This window comes from Pseudomonas sp. 05N434 (assembly GCF_056396965.1).
In genome coordinates this window covers 22,980-37,662 of record NZ_JBFTMK010000024.1, presented here as the reverse complement: position 1 = coordinate 37,662, position 14,683 = coordinate 22,980, and the positions used below count along the sequence as shown (strand labels likewise).

The window sequence follows — 14,683 nt, the reverse complement described above, 5'->3', positions numbered from 1 at the left end:
CCTTTGTAAGGGGCCGCGTTGAAGCGGATAAGCAAGGCAAGATTCAGACCATGGCTTTGCGCTATCACCTTTTTTGAGGTCGTTAGCAAGCTAAGGGGATGGCGCGACTGCACCGAAAAATGGCACATTGACCGACCTGCCTGTGCGCACCCATCCGCAGTACGGAAACTCTCATGGCCATCAGCAACGCTCAGTCCGCCGCGACATCGACGCCCGCTCCTTCACAAAGCAGTCCGCTGGTCATGCGCATCATCGGCGCGGTGGCGCTGGCGCACTTGATCAACGACCTGATTCAGGCGGTGCTGCCGTCGATCTATCCGATGCTCAAGGCCAACTATGGCCTGACCTTCACCCAAGTCGGCCTGATTACCCTGACCTTTCAATTGACKGCCTCGTTGTTGCAGCCGTGGGTGGGTTACCACACGGATCGCCATCCCAAGCCCTGGCTGTTGCCGGCCGGCACAGTCTGCACATTGATCGGCATTCTGATGATGTCGGTGGTCGGTAGCTTTCCGATGATTTTGCTGGCAGCAGGGTTGATCGGCATCGGCTCGTCGACTTTTCACCCGGAAGCTTCACGCGTCGCGCGACTGGCCTCGGGCGGGCGCTTCGGCCTGGCGCAATCGACGTTTCAGGTCGGCGGTAATGCGGGCTCGGCCTTCGGGCCGTTGTTGGCGGCGGCGATCATCATTCCCTATGGTCAGGGCAATGTGGCCTGGTTCGGCGTGTTCGCACTGTTTGCGTTGTTCGTGCTGTACCGGATCAGCCGCTGGTACGCCAATCACTTGAACCTGTTCAAACTCAAACAAGGTCAGGCAGCGACGCACGGCTTATCAAAGGGCCGGGTGATCAGTGCGTTGGTGGTACTGGGGTTGCTGGTGTTCTCCAAGTATTTCTACATGGCCAGTCTCACCAGTTACTTCACGTTCTACCTGATCGAGAAGTTCGACCTGTCGGTGGCCAGCTCGCAGCTGCATCTGTTCCTGTTTCTCGGCGCGGTAGCGGCAGGGACCTTCTTCGGCGGGCCGATCGGCGACAGGATCGGGCGCAAGGCAGTGATCTGGTTCTCGATCCTCGGTGTGGCGCCGTTCACGCTACTGCTGCCCCATGTGGACCTGTTCTGGACCAGTGTGTTGAGTGTGGTGATCGGTTTCATTCTGGCCTCGGCGTTCTCGGCCATCGTGGTGTATGCGCAAGAACTGGTGCCGGGGAATGTCGGGATGATTGCCGGAGTGTTCTTCGGCCTCATGTTCGGTTTCGGTGGGATTGGTGCGGCGTTGCTCGGGCATTTGGCGGATATTCGCGGCATCGAGTATGTGTACTTCCTGTGTTCGTTCTTGCCGCTGTTTGGGGTGTTGGCGATCTTTCTGCCAAGAACCAAAAAAGTCTGAACCAACATCCCTCCACTGTGGGGACCGGCGAGCTCGCTAAGCTTCCACAGTGTTTCGCAAGTGGGGCCGATGATTCTGTTCGGCCCAAAAAGCCCGCCTCAAAAAATCCACATCGGCAGATTCGCCACCAGGCGGACCTCGTCGTAGCTACCGTCGATCTGCCCGCCCGTGGCCCGATGATTGTAGACAATGGTGCGAAACACCGCGTTTTTCAGTGCTCCGGATTGCACCACGTACGCCACCATTAAACCGTTTTCGTCGTGTTTGGCATTGTCCAGACCCCGCACGTTGTAACCGGTATTGCGCCCGTTACGGTCGCCGCTGTAATGGGTGCCGTCGATGTCCCAGCCTTTTGCGTGCCACAGACTGGTCGTCAGGCCCGGTACCCCTAAAGACGCCAGATCCAGGTCGTAGCGCAGTTGCCAGGACTTCTCGTTCGGGCCGTTGTAGTCCGAGTACAACGAGTTGGCCATGTAATTGCCCGTGGACTCCCAGACGTAATCGAAATACTCGTCGCCAAACACCTGCTGCCAGGCCAGAGTCAGGCTGTGGGCCCGGTGCGATGCGGTGAACGCCAGGCTGAAGGCGTCATTGTCGATGTAGCCCAGGCGCTGCTCGCCCTGATCCCCGGTGTGGTAGTAATTCAGTGCAGTCTTGAGCGCAATCTCGCGCCGATCCCCGATCAACTGGGTCAATCCCAGATAGGTCTGCTGCCACATGTCCTCGAAGCGTGAGGTGTAGAGGCTGACGTCCAGACCGTAAGGGGTTTTGGCCATTCCTCCGAGGTAGGAAATACGCGACCCCGAATACGCCCGGTTACCGAAGGTGGTGGTGAGTTTTTCGCTGCCGGTACCAGTACGTGGAATCGCCCGTTCGAAGCTGCCGGCCTGCAATGACAGCCAATCGAGTTCGTTGCTGAACAGGCCTACGCCCTGAAAGCTCGAGGGCAGGGCGCGATTGTCCTTGTAACGCAGAATCGGGTTGTCGGTGAGCAAGCGACCGGCCTTGATTTCTGTGCTGGAAAAACGCAGCCGCAGATCACCGACACCCAAACGACTCCAGGTCGGTAGCGCATCGCCATCGCTGTCCACCAGCACCCGATCGCCACCATTGGCGACACGCCCATGTCCGCGCTCCAGGTTGATGGCGCTGAACAATGAAGCGTCCAGCCCGAAGCCGACCGCCCCTTGGGTATATCCGGAGCTGTAGTTGAGCATCGCGGTTTGCACCCAGGTTTCACGGATGCGGGTCCGCTCCAGGCCATCTTCTTTCTTGATCCCCAGGTAGGTAGAACGTCGGGTGTGTTGGTTGGCATAGTAATGGCGCAAGTTCAGCCCCAAATGGCTGCCGTCGACAAAACCCGGGGCCTGGGCTTGAGTGCTCGGCGTTTCATCCGCCGTTACAATCAAAGGGCTGCCGACGGCAATGCCGGCCATCAGAAGTACACGAAAATCCATTTCGATAAGTCTCTAGAGGAACAAATCAGGCGCACGTCGCTAATGCTGTCAGTGAAGAAATTTGAGCAACGAAAATCCTGTGGGAGCGAGGCTTGCCCGCGAAGAATGCACCGCGGTTTTTCAGCGATTACGCGTTATCGTTCTTCGCGGGCAAGCCACGCTCCCACAGGCGAGACGGCGGGCTGGGCCAGTGGCGAATCGTGCCGCGCCAGTTTTCATAGGTCTTGCCGAGCCGAAGCAACCACTGGTCTGCGAAGCGCGGAGCGATCATCTGCAGGCCGATCGGCATGCCTTGGTCGGTAAAGCCGCAGTTGATTGACAGGGCTGGCTGCTCGCCCATGTTCCACGGCACAGTGAAGACGATGTGCTCGAACGGCAGGCGCGGGTCATTGGTGGGCGAGGCCCATTCAGCCGCAAAGGCACTGACCTGGTTGGTCGGCGACAACACCAGGTCGACATTATGAAAGACCTCGGCTGCCCGGCGCCGGATTTCAAACGTCTGGTTGAACCCCTCAACCGCCTGCACGGCGCTCAGGTTCTCGGCCGCTGCCGCCCAGTCGCGAATGTAGGGCAAGACCTGATCGAACCGCTCGGGGCTCAGGGCCTGCAACTGACTCCACTGTCGCGCCTGCCAGAATTGATCCAGGCCCTGGAGCACGGCGCGGTCCATCAGTGGCTTGATCTGACGTACCTGGGCGCCCCTGCTTTCGAATAGGCGAGCCGCTTCCCGAACCGCCGAGCACACCTGTTCGTCTGGTTGAATGCCACAGCCGGGATCGAGCATCAGACCGATTTTCAGCCCTTGGACCGACAACTGTCCCAGGGCCCAATCGCCTTGTTCCGGTAGCAGGCTGGTGGCATCCCGCGCATCGGGGCGGGACAGGTAGCGCATCATCAGCGCACAGTCATCCATGCTGCGGGTCATGGGGCCGGCACAAYGGCCGGTGTAATAGGGGTCGATGGGGATGCGCCCGAGTGTCGGCTTGAACCCCACCAGGGCGCACCAGGCTGCGGGCAAACGGACCGACCCGCCGATGTCGGTGCCGACATGCAGCGGCCCATAGCCGGCCGCTGCTGCCGCCGCCGCGCCGGCACTGGAGCCTCCGGGATTGTTCGCCAGGTTCCAGGGATTACGTGTCACGCCGTGGAAACTCGACAGCCCCGACGACAACATCCCGTAGTCCGGAACCGTTGTCTTGCCCAGGACTATCGCTCCGGCCTCACGCATCCGCGCCGCCGGTGGTGCGTCGGCTGTGGCCGGGATCAGCTCGGTCGCGGCGCAGCCCAGGGGAATGCAGTCGCCTTGCGTCGCTATCAACTCCTTGAGTGTCACGGGTAAACCATCGAGCAGACCACGGGGTTGGCCCCGGCTCCAGCGCTCGCTGGCGGYAGCTGCCTGTTCCCGGACCCGTTGCGGGTCAAAGGCGTACAAGGCATTCAGATGGGGTTCCCAGCGCTCGATGTGGGCCAGCAAATGGTCGTAGTATTCCAGCGGTKACAGTTCCTTGCTGGCGAACAACACCAACAGTTGCACCGCCGATAGATCATGCAAATCGTTGACGCAGCTCATGCCAATTGCCGTCCTTTGGTATTCAGGGGCAAGCGCCGCGACCGGCGGCGCGAAAAGGTCAGGCTCAGGCGCCTGGAACCACCGAAACGTCAGCCACCGACGAGGAGCGAAAGCCGAAGAACAACGCCATGAGTGCCCCGACGGCCCCCATGACCACGCAATAGCCTACGCAGACCCAGGGGCTCCACGGCATCAGTCCGATCAGCAGAAGCGGTGTGGTACTGGCCCAGAGTGCGTAGGCAATATTGTAGGTAAAGGAGATACCGGACACCCGGATCCGGGTCGGAAACAACCCCACCATTACCGAGGGCACCGCACCCACTACGCCGCAGGTCAGGCCGGCCAGCGCATAGGCCACGCTGATCCAGTAGCCGCCACTGATCAGGCTGGCGTAAAGCACCGCGGTCCCCACCGGCAGCAGCAGGCTATAAACCAGCACCGCGCGCCAGGCGCCGATCCGGTCCACCAGTAATCCAGCCAGTACACAGCCGATATTCAGGAACACTATGCCCAGGCTGCTCAGCGCGAACGTATGGCTGGCGCTCATGCCGAAGCTCTTCTGCATGACAGTCGGGGTGATCACCACCAGCACCACCACCGCCGATGTCAACACACAGGTCAAAAGCATCGCCGGCAGGATGGATTTGCGGTGATCGCGCAATACTGTCCGTAATGGAAACTCCGCATCCAACTCACGTCGCGCCTGCAAGGCCATGAACACCGGGGTTTCACTCAGCCAGCGCCGCAGCCAGACCCCGATCACCCCGAATACACCACCCAGCAGGAAGGGGAGGCGCCAGGCGAAGTCGAGTATCTCGGCGGGGCTATAGAGCCGCGCCAGGAGGGTTGCGGTCAGTGCCCCCAGCAGATAGCCAAATGTTAATCCGGCCTGCAGCACACCCAGGGCATAGCCACGACGCCTGACCGGTGCATGCTCGGCCACGAACACCCAGGCGCTAGGCACTTCGCCGCCCACAGCGGCGCCTTGCAGCACCCGCAACAGAAGCAGCGTCAAGGGCGCCCAGTAACCGATCTGTTCGTAGGTCGGCATGATTCCGATCAACAGGCAGGGCAAAGCCATCATCAGGATGCTCAGGCTGAACACCCGCTTGCGCCCCACCCGGTCTGCGAAATGCGCCATCAGGATGCCGCCCAGCGGACGGGCCAGATAGCCGGTGACGAAAATTCCGAAACTTTGCAGCAAGCGCAGCCACTCAGGCATCTCTGGCGGAAAGAACAACTGGCTGAGGGTCAGGGCGAAGAACACAAAGATGATGAAGTCGTAGATTTCCAGCGCACCACCCAGCGCCGCCAGGCCCAGGGTCTTGTAGTCAGACCGGGAAAAGCGACCGGGTTGTGGATCAATGTGGGCCGTCATAAAGGGACTCTAAACAGGAACTCATGAAAACTCGCGACTGAAACAGCATTCGAAACCACGCCCTTGAACAGGCAGTGTCGTTCGAATGAAGCCATCAGGTACATAGCCGGTAATGGTCCATCCAATTACCGGGCGGGACAACCAGACAATGCATCTGGGTTGCTTTTTAGGGCAAATCTGTACATTGAGTTTTTGCGTGTTTAACCAATAATCGGGCACTTCCTAACCCTGGATATTGAGCGCAACATGGAAGAAATTCAGCGTAATTTCGACGATTTTAATCACCCGGACGTTGAAGCGATCGCGATTATCCGCGGTCGCGTGTTGCAGGCATTGCAACAATATTTGCTGGAGCGCGACTTCAAGCAGCTGATGCCCATTCTCATGTCGCCCATCACTGACCCCTTGAACCATGCGGTCTACCCCGCTGAACTCCAGTACGAAACGCGGCGCCTGAAACTGACCGCCAGCATGATCTTCCATAAACAGCTGGCATTGACCGCCAGAGGTCATGACAAGATCTTTATCGTGGCGCCGAACATTCGTCTGGAAAAAGCCGAGATCAAGGATTCGGAGAACCACTTGCTGGAATTCTCCCAGTTCGACTTCGAAATACGTGGCGGCAACATGCACCAGGTCATGGCGCTGATCGAAGGCTTGATCAAGCACACCTTCGCCGAGGTCAGGCAACACTGCTCGGCCCAGCTGGCCCACCTCAATCGCCAGCTGCCGCACTACGAGACGCACTTTCCGATATACAGCTCGGACGAGTTGCGCGCCGAGTATGGCGACGACTTCGAGAAGATCATGTCGGCCAAGGCCCACACGCCGTTCTTCGTCACCAACTACCGCCGGGAATTCTATGATCGCGAAACACCCGGCAAGCGCGGCCAGTACAACAACTACGACCTGATCTATCCCGACAGCTATGGCGAAGCCCTGTCGGGTGCCGAACGAGAGTTCGAGTACGAACAGATCATCTACCGCATGGAAGAGTTGTCGATGGACCTTGCGCCCTTCGCCAATTACCTCCAAGTCGCCAAGCGCGGCCTGCTTCATCCGAGCGCCGGCGGCGGGCTGGGGATCGAGCGACTGCTGAAGTTTATCTGCGGATTGTCGACTTCGCTCAGGAAGCCGATGAGTTAGGGATCGACTCGTTGCTGATGGGTATCAGCTACCACATGCCTGACCCGCTGCCAATGATCGGCGCCCTGGTCCGAGAGACCAGCCGAGTCAAATTCATCCTGGCGTATCGCCCCGGCCTGCTGCCGCCGACGTTGTTCACGCAGATCGTCAATACCGTGTCGTGGATGTCCGACAAGCGTATTGCATTGAACCTGGTCGCCGGTATTTCCCCCGATGAACAAGCCTTTTATGGCGACTTCGTGGCCCACGATGGACGTTATGAACGCACCAGCGAATTCCTCGAGATTTTGCATCGTTTCTGGAAAGGCGAAACGCCCCTGACCCATCACGGCGCTCATTACCGTATCGAGCAAGCGCAATTGGGACTGCCTTTCAAGGACAACGAACGTCCACACATCTATTTGAGTGGCGCTTCGGAAATCGCCCAGCAGATCGCCGTGAAACACAGCGATTGCTGGTTACGCTACGGCGACACGCCGCAGGGTATCGCCGAGGCCAGCCGGGCAGTGCTCGAGGCGGGTTGTTCGGTGGGGATTCGCATGCATGTGCTGGCTCGGGAAACCCGTGCGCAAGCCCTGTCGGCCGTTGAAAGCATGATGGAAAACCCGGATGAGCAGCATCGCGAATGGGTTCGTCAGTTCGTCGGGCGTTGCGACTCCGAAGCCGTCAAGACTTCGTTCCGTCTGGCCGACAAGGCTGAACATGACTGGCTGTCGCCAATGCTCTGGTCCGGTGCCGTGGCCTACCGTGGCGGCCCGGCGCTGTGCGTGGTCGGCAGCTATCAGGAAGTGGCCGAATATCTGCTGGAATACAAGAAAGTAGGGGTCAGCGAGTTCATCTTTTCCGGCTGGCCGACTCGTGACGAAATGCGCGGTTTCTGTCGCCATGTGTTGCCACGCCTGCGCAAGCTCGAGGCCGAACTGGAAAGCCAGCATGCATGACACAGCCCGGTTGCGGCGTTTCGGTGCCGGCCTGCTGTTCGCGCTGTTGGCGGAACAAACGGTGCTGTTCGCAGTACCGTTGATGATCTTCCAGCTCACCGGCAATGTCCGTTACTCCGGAGTGGCGTTCGCTCTGGAGTGGCTACCGGCACTGCTGGCCTATCCGTTTGCCGGACTGCTGGCGGACCGCTTCGGCGGGCGTCTGCTGTTTCGCCACGCCAATACCGCGCGAGCGGTAAGCCTGGGGTTGACTGCCGGGGTCTGCTGGTATGCGCCAATGCTTACGGTCTGGGCCTTGATCGGCAACGGCATCGTGCTCTCGCTGCTGATGGCGCCGGTGCGTATGGCGGTGGAAAAGAGCGTACCGCTGATCGCTGGCCCCGAACGCCTGGCCCACTGCCAGTCCCTGGTGCAGAACATGGAGCTGCTGGCCATGGCGCTGGGCCCGGCGCTGGCGGCACTGCTGGCGATGTACGCCGACAAGCGCCTGCTTCTGGGGCTGGCGGCGCTGGCATTCGCCGCGGCGGGTGTGTGTTGGAAAGGCCTGCCCAATACCCAGTCGGCCAGCCCGCCGAAGAGCATCCGCAAGGACCTGGTCCTGGGCTGGAGTCTGTTATTGAACAATCCGCCGGTCTTATCCCTGGCGCTGCTCAATTTCACCATCAACCTGGCCTTTGCCTGCGTTCTGAGTGCCAATGCCTTTGTCATCAGTGGCGTGTTCGGTGCCGCCGACGGGGTGTTCGGCCTGATGAACGCCGGGGCCGGTGCACTGGGCTTGCTCAATTTCATTCTGGTGCCGCGGCTGTTGGCGCGGATGTCGATCTACCGCCTCGGTACATGGGGTTTTGCCTTGCTCTGCCTGGGGCTGATCTGTATGGGCGCGGCCAGCGGTGTAGCGCTCTATGCCATCAGTTTTCTCCTGGCGATGGCCGGCTGTGCCTTGTTCAACGTGTTCAATCGGACTCAGCGTATCAAGGCGATTGCCGCCGACCACTTGGGCAAGGTGATGGGCCCGTTCTACCTGGTCAACCTGCTGTCCTACCCATTGGGCGGCCTGCTGACCGCCAGTATCGGCCATGAGTACGGAGTCCAGACATTGATCCTGGCCCTCGCGCTGCTGCTCGCCATCCCCGGCGCCTTGCTGTTCAACCTGACCACCCGGCGCTTTCGCACCGCCCTGGGTTGCACTCCGGTGGAGGTGGTTCTCGCCACCCTTGAGCTGCGGCGCACGCAATTGTTGGTGGTCAGCAGCGTCAACGGCCATGGACATTTCCAGGGGCTGGAGCTGATTCGTCAGGTGCGTCAACAGCACCCGGATCTGCATTGTGTCATCGGTGGCAAGTTGACCACCTCGGAAGACCACACGCGGGCGGTTCGCCAGGAGCTGCTGGCCGCCGGTTTCAACGAGGTGTTCATCGGCCCCGACGCCATCGAGAACTTCGAAAACTACCTGAACACCCTTGAGCGCTCGAAACCTGCGCTCGTCCTGGGTACCGGCACGGCACCGTGCTGGACCTGAGTCCAGCCCTCTTTTTTTCACAGGATCGAATCGATGCATATCGTTATCGTCAATCGCTGGCCGCGTTTCCAGGACCCAAGTCGCTGGGACAATGAACTGACCCGCTACGAAGAGTTCTTCGATCATCAGCGACATCGGATCAGCTATGTGGTCGACGGCCTTGGCGCCGAGGGCGTACTGGCCCCCCGGGAGCACATCGCCCATCTGGTACAGGTCGATGACGTCAATCAGTACCCTCAGTTGTTGGCAGGCGTTCAGGAAATCATCGATCGCGTCGGTCCCGTGGACCAATTGATCGCGCTGTCGGAGTTCACTCTGGAGATCGCGGCGTGGGTACGACAGACCCTGAACATTCCTGGTCACGGCCTGGAGCAGGTGGCGGTTTACCGCGACAAGGCACGAATGAAAGAAGTCCTCCAGGAACACGGCCTGGCGGTGCCACCGTTCATTCGCTGCAATGACGTGAAACAGGCGCTGGAGTTCGCCGATGTTGTCGGCTATCCAGTGATCGTCAAACCGGTGGATGGCGCCGCCAGCATCGGCGTCGCCAAGGTCGAGGACGCCCAGGCCCTGCGCGTGATACTCAGCGAAGTGGACCTGGGGCGCTATGAAGTCGAGGCCTTCATCCAGGGCCAGACTTATCACATCGACGGTTTCACCGATGACAGCGCCGGGGTGCCTTTCCAGGTGGTGTCGCGCTATATCAACAGCTGCCTGGATTTCGCCAACGCCAAACCGCTGGGTTCAGTGATCCTCCAGTCTTCGGAGTTGCGCACCCGGATCGAAGTCTTCAGCGAGTCCTGCCTGCGGGCATTGGACCTGCGCAACAGCGCCTTTCACCTGGAGATATTCGTCGAGGCGGATGGCTCGCTAGTGTTCCTTGAAGTGGGAGCCCGGGTGGGCGGCGCCGAAGTGCCACATCTGATCAACAAAGTCTTCGGTGTGAACCTCTATGAGCATTGGCTCAAAGGCCTGGCCGGTGAGCGCGTGCCCTTGCCGACGATCCAGGCGGATCCCAGCGGTGGCTGGCTGGTCGTCCCCAAACCGGCACAACTGCCATGCCGGGTAATCGAGGCGCAAACGCTGCGCCCGCACCTGAACTCGCTCTGGCGAGAACTGCTGCCCCGGCCCGGACAGATCCTTGAAGCCGGCGGCAGCTACGACGCCCTGCACAGCGGTCGCTTCATTTTCACCGACGCGAGCGAAATGGATATCGAGAGCGACATCCAGCACGCGATCAAGAACTTTCACTTCCAGGCCGAACCGATATGAACATTGCCATTACCTCTGAAATGGCCGACGCCCCCTTGCTCGGCGAGTTGAATCGCTACCTCAGTGCGGTGGACCGACGTGCCGTCGCCACCCTGGGGGAACGGTTGGTCGATGCCGCTGGCGGTGTTGACGGGCTCGCGGACTACAAGCTGATGGTGGCCTATGGCGGCGGCAAGGACAGTTCCTACACCGTATCGCTGATCCGCGCCGTGCAACTGCACCTGAACGTACTGCATGGCCGCACCTTCTTCTTGCGCATTGCCAATATGCGTCACGCCGGGGTCCCGGATGCGGTCATGGCGAACATCGACCGGGTCTATCGGGCCCTGCACCTGTATGACGATCCTCGGGTCGAGATGCTGGTGGTCGATCACCAGCAGATTCGCCCGTTCGAACGTCACTTGCCATTCCCTGGGCAGGTGCGCGCGATGAACCGCTTCGATGTGCTGATGAACGGCCATCGTACCGCTGGCGACGGCCGCCCGACGTTCTGTAACAGTTGCAACCTGGCGGTCGCCGACTTCTACGGGCGTGCGGCCTGGTGGCAAGGCGGTGTCGACGCGGTGGTCACGGGTGATTCGCGCAAGGAACAGAAGCATTACTTCACTTGGATCATGCGCCTGGCCCAACGTTTGGGGCTGAACGTCGACGAGTGTCGGCGCCAGGGATTTCGCGGCCTGCTCCAGGCCCTTGATGGTGTGGCCCAGGTGTATTTCGTCGAACTGTTCGGTGAGGGCTTCGACGAACAGCGGGCTGAACGTCGGGTGGCCAGCGGCAGCGAAAGCGCCGACCCGGACTTCATCAGCATCTACGACCTGGTGAGCTACCGGGTGGAAGACCACTGGGAGTTGATTACCGAGTTTCTCGGTTTCCGCTTCGAAGAACTGGCGTTCAGTTTCACCGAATCAGACTGCGCGAACCCCATGCTGATGGCGCACTTTCGCGGGCTCAAGGCGCAGTACGTACAGGGTCGTCACTACCATGACGGTATCAGCGAATACCTGGAGCTGGCCCAGGGCTTGATGCGCAAAAAGGAAATGCCCCAGCGCCTGATCGACCTGGCACTGTCGGCCTACGCCGGGGCCGAAGGCAAGGACGCTCGTCGGGCGCTGGCGAACCGTTTCGCCAGCGAGGCGTTCGGGCTCGACGAGATACAACTGACTTGTCTGCAGTTCGCGCCCTTCGTCGAGCGTGGCCGCGAGCTGTCGAGCTTCATCACGACCTGTCACCCTGAGCGCCTGGCAGATCTGGAGGACCTTCACGGCGTCCTGGCCGGTAGTCGCCAGGACAGCGCTCTGAGCCTGTGGCTGAACCAGGTCAGCGGCTTGCCGTTGCCGGCGCTACGTAGTCTGTACGCCCATCAACAGATCGATTTCGATAGCGACAGCAGCCTGATTGCCCGGGTTCGCGCCGGTGATCCGCATAAGGGCCGGATAACCCGTTTCGACCCGGCCACGGGTGAAAACGTGGTTGAACTGGTGTCGGGGCGCTAAGTGATGGACATGACAGGAGGTCATTTCCAGCGCTTCATCGAGCAGGCCCGGGAACGGCGCGAACTGGTGGTGCAACCACGCATGGGCTTCGGCGGACTGGCGCCGATGCGCGCCGGGTTGGCCGCGGTGGCCGGGTTGCCCTGCGCCACCATCGGAACCATCACCCTGGACARTTACACCCGGGTCGGTGATTACCAGAGCGCGCTGCAGTGCCTGAACAGCGACAGCCCACTGAACGGTTTCCCGATCATCAGCCATCCGCTGGAAGCGGTGCGTGGCATGCTCGATGGGCTCTACGGCCCGTCGTTCCCGATCCAGGTCCGYCATGGCACCGCCCAACCGCAGCATGTTTTCAAGYGGTTGGCGGCCCTCGGACTCGACGCCACCGAAGGCGGCCCGGTGTCCTACTGCATGCCTTACAGCCGTTTGCCACTGGCGCGGGCAGTCGAGGCTTGGGCGCAAAGTTGTCAGTTGCTGACCGATGCCACTGCCCATGGTCATATCGAGAGCTTCGGCGGTTGTTTGCTGGGTCAGCTGTGCCCGCCGTCAATGCTGATCGCGATGACCTTGCTCGAGGCTTTGTTCTTTCGCCAGCAGGGCATTCGCAGCGTCTCGTTAAGCTACGCCCAAGGCACGTCCATGGCCCAGGATTTCGGAGCTTTGCAGGCCCTGCGCGAACTGGCTGCCGACTATCTGGACGGCGTCCATTGGCATGTCGTGGTGTATTCCTACATGGGGGTCTTTCCCTCCACCGGTCATGGTGCTCGCCGCCTGATCTATGACAGTGCGCGCCTGACCCAGGCTGCCGGCTGCGAGCGATTGATCGTCAAGACCGTTGCCGAATCCCGGCAGATTCCATCGGTCGAGGACAACCTCGAAGCCCTGGCAATGGCGGCCGAAGCCGCCGCGGGCGACGCACTGGAGATCGACCCGGTCAGTGAAGGCTATCGCCAGGAAGTGTTGTTCGAGGCACGGCAACTGGTGGAAAGCACGCTGGACCTGCACACCGATATTGGCGTCGCGTTACTCCAGGCTTTCGCCCGTGGGCGGCTCGACATTCCCTACTGCCTGCACCCCGACAACCCTGGCCGCGCCACGACCCGCATTGACGACCACGGTGCCTTGCGTTGGGGCAATGTCGGTGGCCTGCCGTTGCCCCAGAGCTGCGGTCTTTCTTCGATCGGACCGGGTATTACCTCGTCCGAATTGTTCCAGATGTTGCATTACACGGTGAACCGTTATGACCAACCCTTGCACTGACTCCACTTTGGCGCCGCTGATTCTGGTCGACGCCTATTCCACCGGCGCTCTGCTGGCCCAGGCTTTGGCGGAGCATCGCCCACTGCTGCATGTGCGTTCACGCAACGACATGCCACCGGCCTTTGCCGCGAGTTGCCCGCAGACACTGTTCCGCGTGCACTACGGCGTGCATGAGGAAGGCCTTGAACCGTTGCTGGAAAAGCTCGCGGCCCAGGCGCCAGCGGCGGTGTTGACCGGCAGCGAATTCGGTGTCGAATTGGCGGATTTGCTGGCCGCCCGTCTCGGCCTGCCCGGTAATGATCCCGAATACTCTGCCGCCCGTCGTGACAAATCACTGATGGCCGAACAGGTCGCTGCTGCCGGATTGCCGGTGGCTGCGCAACTGCGTACCGCCTCCAGCGCAGAGGCTCTGGCCTGGTTCCAGGCTCGTGGCGAATCGACGGTGGTGGTCAAGCCACTGGACAGTGCGGGCTCCGATAATGTGTTCATCTGTCAYGATGCCGCTCAACTGCATGCGGCCATCGACTGCATTCTCGGCGCTACTAACCTGATGATGCGCAGCAACCGGGCGCTGTTGTTGCAGGAATACCTGGAGGGCGACGAGTACGTTATCAACAGTGTCAGTCATCAGGGCGAGCACTGGATCACTGATGTCTGGAAATGCACCAAGACGTTGAGCGCCGACGGTCGCAAGATCTATGACCGTGAAGACCTGCTGCCCGCCGATGCGCCGGAGCTTGATGGGCTGATCGATTACGTCGAAGGCGTGCTCGATGCCTTGGCCATCACCCACGGTCCGGCCCATACCGAAGTGATCCTCACGACTCGCGGCCCGCGCCTGCTGGAAACCGGTGCCCGTCTTTCCGGGCTGGCCAACCCACCGGCGCTGCAAGCGGCGACTGGCAACGACCAGGTCGCGCTGACCTGCACCAGCTATCTGGAGCCGGCCCGACTGGCATCGTTTCCCAAGCGCTATCGCTTGCAGCAGCACGCCCGCGGACTAAACCTGATCGCCCGCCATAGCGGCGTCTTCGCCCAACTCGATGTACGCAAGCGCCTGGAGGCTCTGCCGAGCTTTTATAACGCGCGCTTTCGTTTTACCGAAGGTCGCCCAAAAACGCCGACCATCGACCTCAACAGCTCGCCGGGTGCCGTATTCCTTGTGCACCCGAGCGCCGACAGAATCCGCCAGGACCATGAAACCTGGCGTGAATGGGAGAAAGACTGGTTGTAGTGACAGACGCCCCATCCCCGGG

At 60.7% G+C, this 14,683-nt stretch carries 11 protein-coding genes; 8 read left to right on the top strand and 3 right to left on the bottom strand.

The genetic code is table 11. The features are described 5' to 3' along the window. Window positions 1-173: 173 nt before the first annotated feature. Window positions 174-1,391 carry an MFS transporter gene (locus AC1DLB_RS03100; RefSeq protein ID WP_064616169.1) on the top strand — a complete coding sequence of 406 codons (1,218 nt, stop codon included), beginning with the start codon at window positions 174-176 and terminating at the stop codon, window positions 1,389-1,391. 98 nt (window positions 1,392-1,489) lie between these two features. On the opposite strand, the gene AC1DLB_RS03095 is transcribed toward AC1DLB_RS03100, so the two are convergent. The 3 genes from AC1DLB_RS03095 to AC1DLB_RS03085 all read right to left on the bottom strand — a co-directional run bounded on the left by AC1DLB_RS03095 (window position 1,490) and on the right by AC1DLB_RS03085 (window position 5,796). Continuing rightward, window positions 1,490-2,827 (bottom strand): OprD family outer membrane porin, encoded by a 1,338-nt coding sequence (locus AC1DLB_RS03095; protein ID WP_477744071.1) that lies wholly within the window; start codon window positions 2,825-2,827, stop codon window positions 1,490-1,492. Window positions 2,828-2,975: 148 nt separating this feature from the next. Beyond that, window positions 2,976-4,418 (bottom strand): amidase, encoded by a 1,443-nt coding sequence (locus tag AC1DLB_RS03090; RefSeq protein WP_477784582.1) that lies wholly within the window; start codon window positions 4,416-4,418, stop codon window positions 2,976-2,978. Window positions 4,419-4,482: 64 nt separating this feature from the next. Then, window positions 4,483-5,796, bottom strand: a complete 1,314-nt coding sequence (locus AC1DLB_RS03085; protein ID WP_064616172.1) for an MFS transporter — start codon at window positions 5,794-5,796, stop codon at window positions 4,483-4,485. A 246-nt stretch (window positions 5,797-6,042) separates the two neighbouring features. On the opposite strand from AC1DLB_RS03085, the gene AC1DLB_RS03080 reads away from it, so the two are divergent. From AC1DLB_RS03080 to AC1DLB_RS03050, 7 genes are read left to right on the top strand one after another with little or no spacing between them, the layout of a single operon-like run. Continuing rightward, window positions 6,043-6,942, top strand: coding sequence for an asparagine synthetase A (locus AC1DLB_RS03080; protein WP_477784581.1), 900 nt, complete (start codon window positions 6,043-6,045; stop codon window positions 6,940-6,942). Further along, window positions 6,903-7,883, top strand: coding sequence for an LLM class flavin-dependent oxidoreductase (locus AC1DLB_RS03075; RefSeq protein ID WP_477784583.1), 981 nt, complete (start codon window positions 6,903-6,905; stop codon window positions 7,881-7,883). The genes AC1DLB_RS03080 and AC1DLB_RS03075 overlap by 40 nt, the downstream gene beginning before the upstream one ends. After that, entirely contained in the window at window positions 7,876-9,402 is a 1,527-nt protein-coding gene (locus tag AC1DLB_RS03070; protein WP_477784580.1) for an MFS transporter, read from the top strand. The genes AC1DLB_RS03075 and AC1DLB_RS03070 overlap by 8 nt, the downstream gene beginning before the upstream one ends. Window positions 9,403-9,435: 33 nt before the next feature. Then, window positions 9,436-10,674: an ATP-grasp domain-containing protein gene (locus AC1DLB_RS03065; RefSeq protein WP_064616174.1), complete on the top strand. Its 1,239-nt coding sequence runs from the start codon at window positions 9,436-9,438 to the stop codon at window positions 10,672-10,674. Next, window positions 10,671-12,167: a hypothetical protein gene (locus tag AC1DLB_RS03060; RefSeq protein ID WP_477744029.1), complete on the top strand. Its 1,497-nt coding sequence runs from the start codon at window positions 10,671-10,673 to the stop codon at window positions 12,165-12,167. Before AC1DLB_RS03065 ends, AC1DLB_RS03060 begins: the two co-directional genes overlap by 4 nt. 3 nt (window positions 12,168-12,170) lie before the next feature. Then, the gene (locus AC1DLB_RS03055) at window positions 12,171-13,427 is read left to right on the top strand and encodes a methylaspartate mutase (protein ID WP_477784579.1); all 1,257 of its coding nucleotides are present in this window, start codon (window positions 12,171-12,173) and stop codon (window positions 13,425-13,427) included. Next, window positions 13,408-14,661 (top strand): ATP-grasp domain-containing protein, encoded by a 1,254-nt coding sequence (locus AC1DLB_RS03050; RefSeq protein WP_018929557.1) that lies wholly within the window; start codon window positions 13,408-13,410, stop codon window positions 14,659-14,661. The genes AC1DLB_RS03055 and AC1DLB_RS03050 overlap by 20 nt, the downstream gene beginning before the upstream one ends. Window positions 14,662-14,683: the final 22 nt, after the last annotated feature.

Excerpts from the sequence above, each read along its gene's own strand:
- AC1DLB_RS03095 (WP_477744071.1), bottom strand. The coding sequence starts at position 2,827 with ATGGCCGGCATTGCCGTCGGCAGCCCTTTGATTGTAACGGCGGATGAA.
- AC1DLB_RS03085 (WP_064616172.1), bottom strand. The coding sequence starts at position 5,796 with ATGACGGCCCACATTGATCCACAACCCGGTCGCTTTTCCCGGTCTGAC.
- AC1DLB_RS03080 (WP_477784581.1), top strand. The coding sequence starts at position 6,043 with ATGGAAGAAATTCAGCGTAATTTCGACGATTTTAATCACCCGGACGTT.
- AC1DLB_RS03070 (WP_477784580.1), top strand. The coding sequence starts at position 7,876 with ATGCATGACACAGCCCGGTTGCGGCGTTTCGGTGCCGGCCTGCTGTTC.
- AC1DLB_RS03065 (WP_064616174.1), top strand. The coding sequence starts at position 9,436 with ATGCATATCGTTATCGTCAATCGCTGGCCGCGTTTCCAGGACCCAAGT.
- AC1DLB_RS03060 (WP_477744029.1), top strand. The coding sequence starts at position 10,671 with ATGAACATTGCCATTACCTCTGAAATGGCCGACGCCCCCTTGCTCGGC.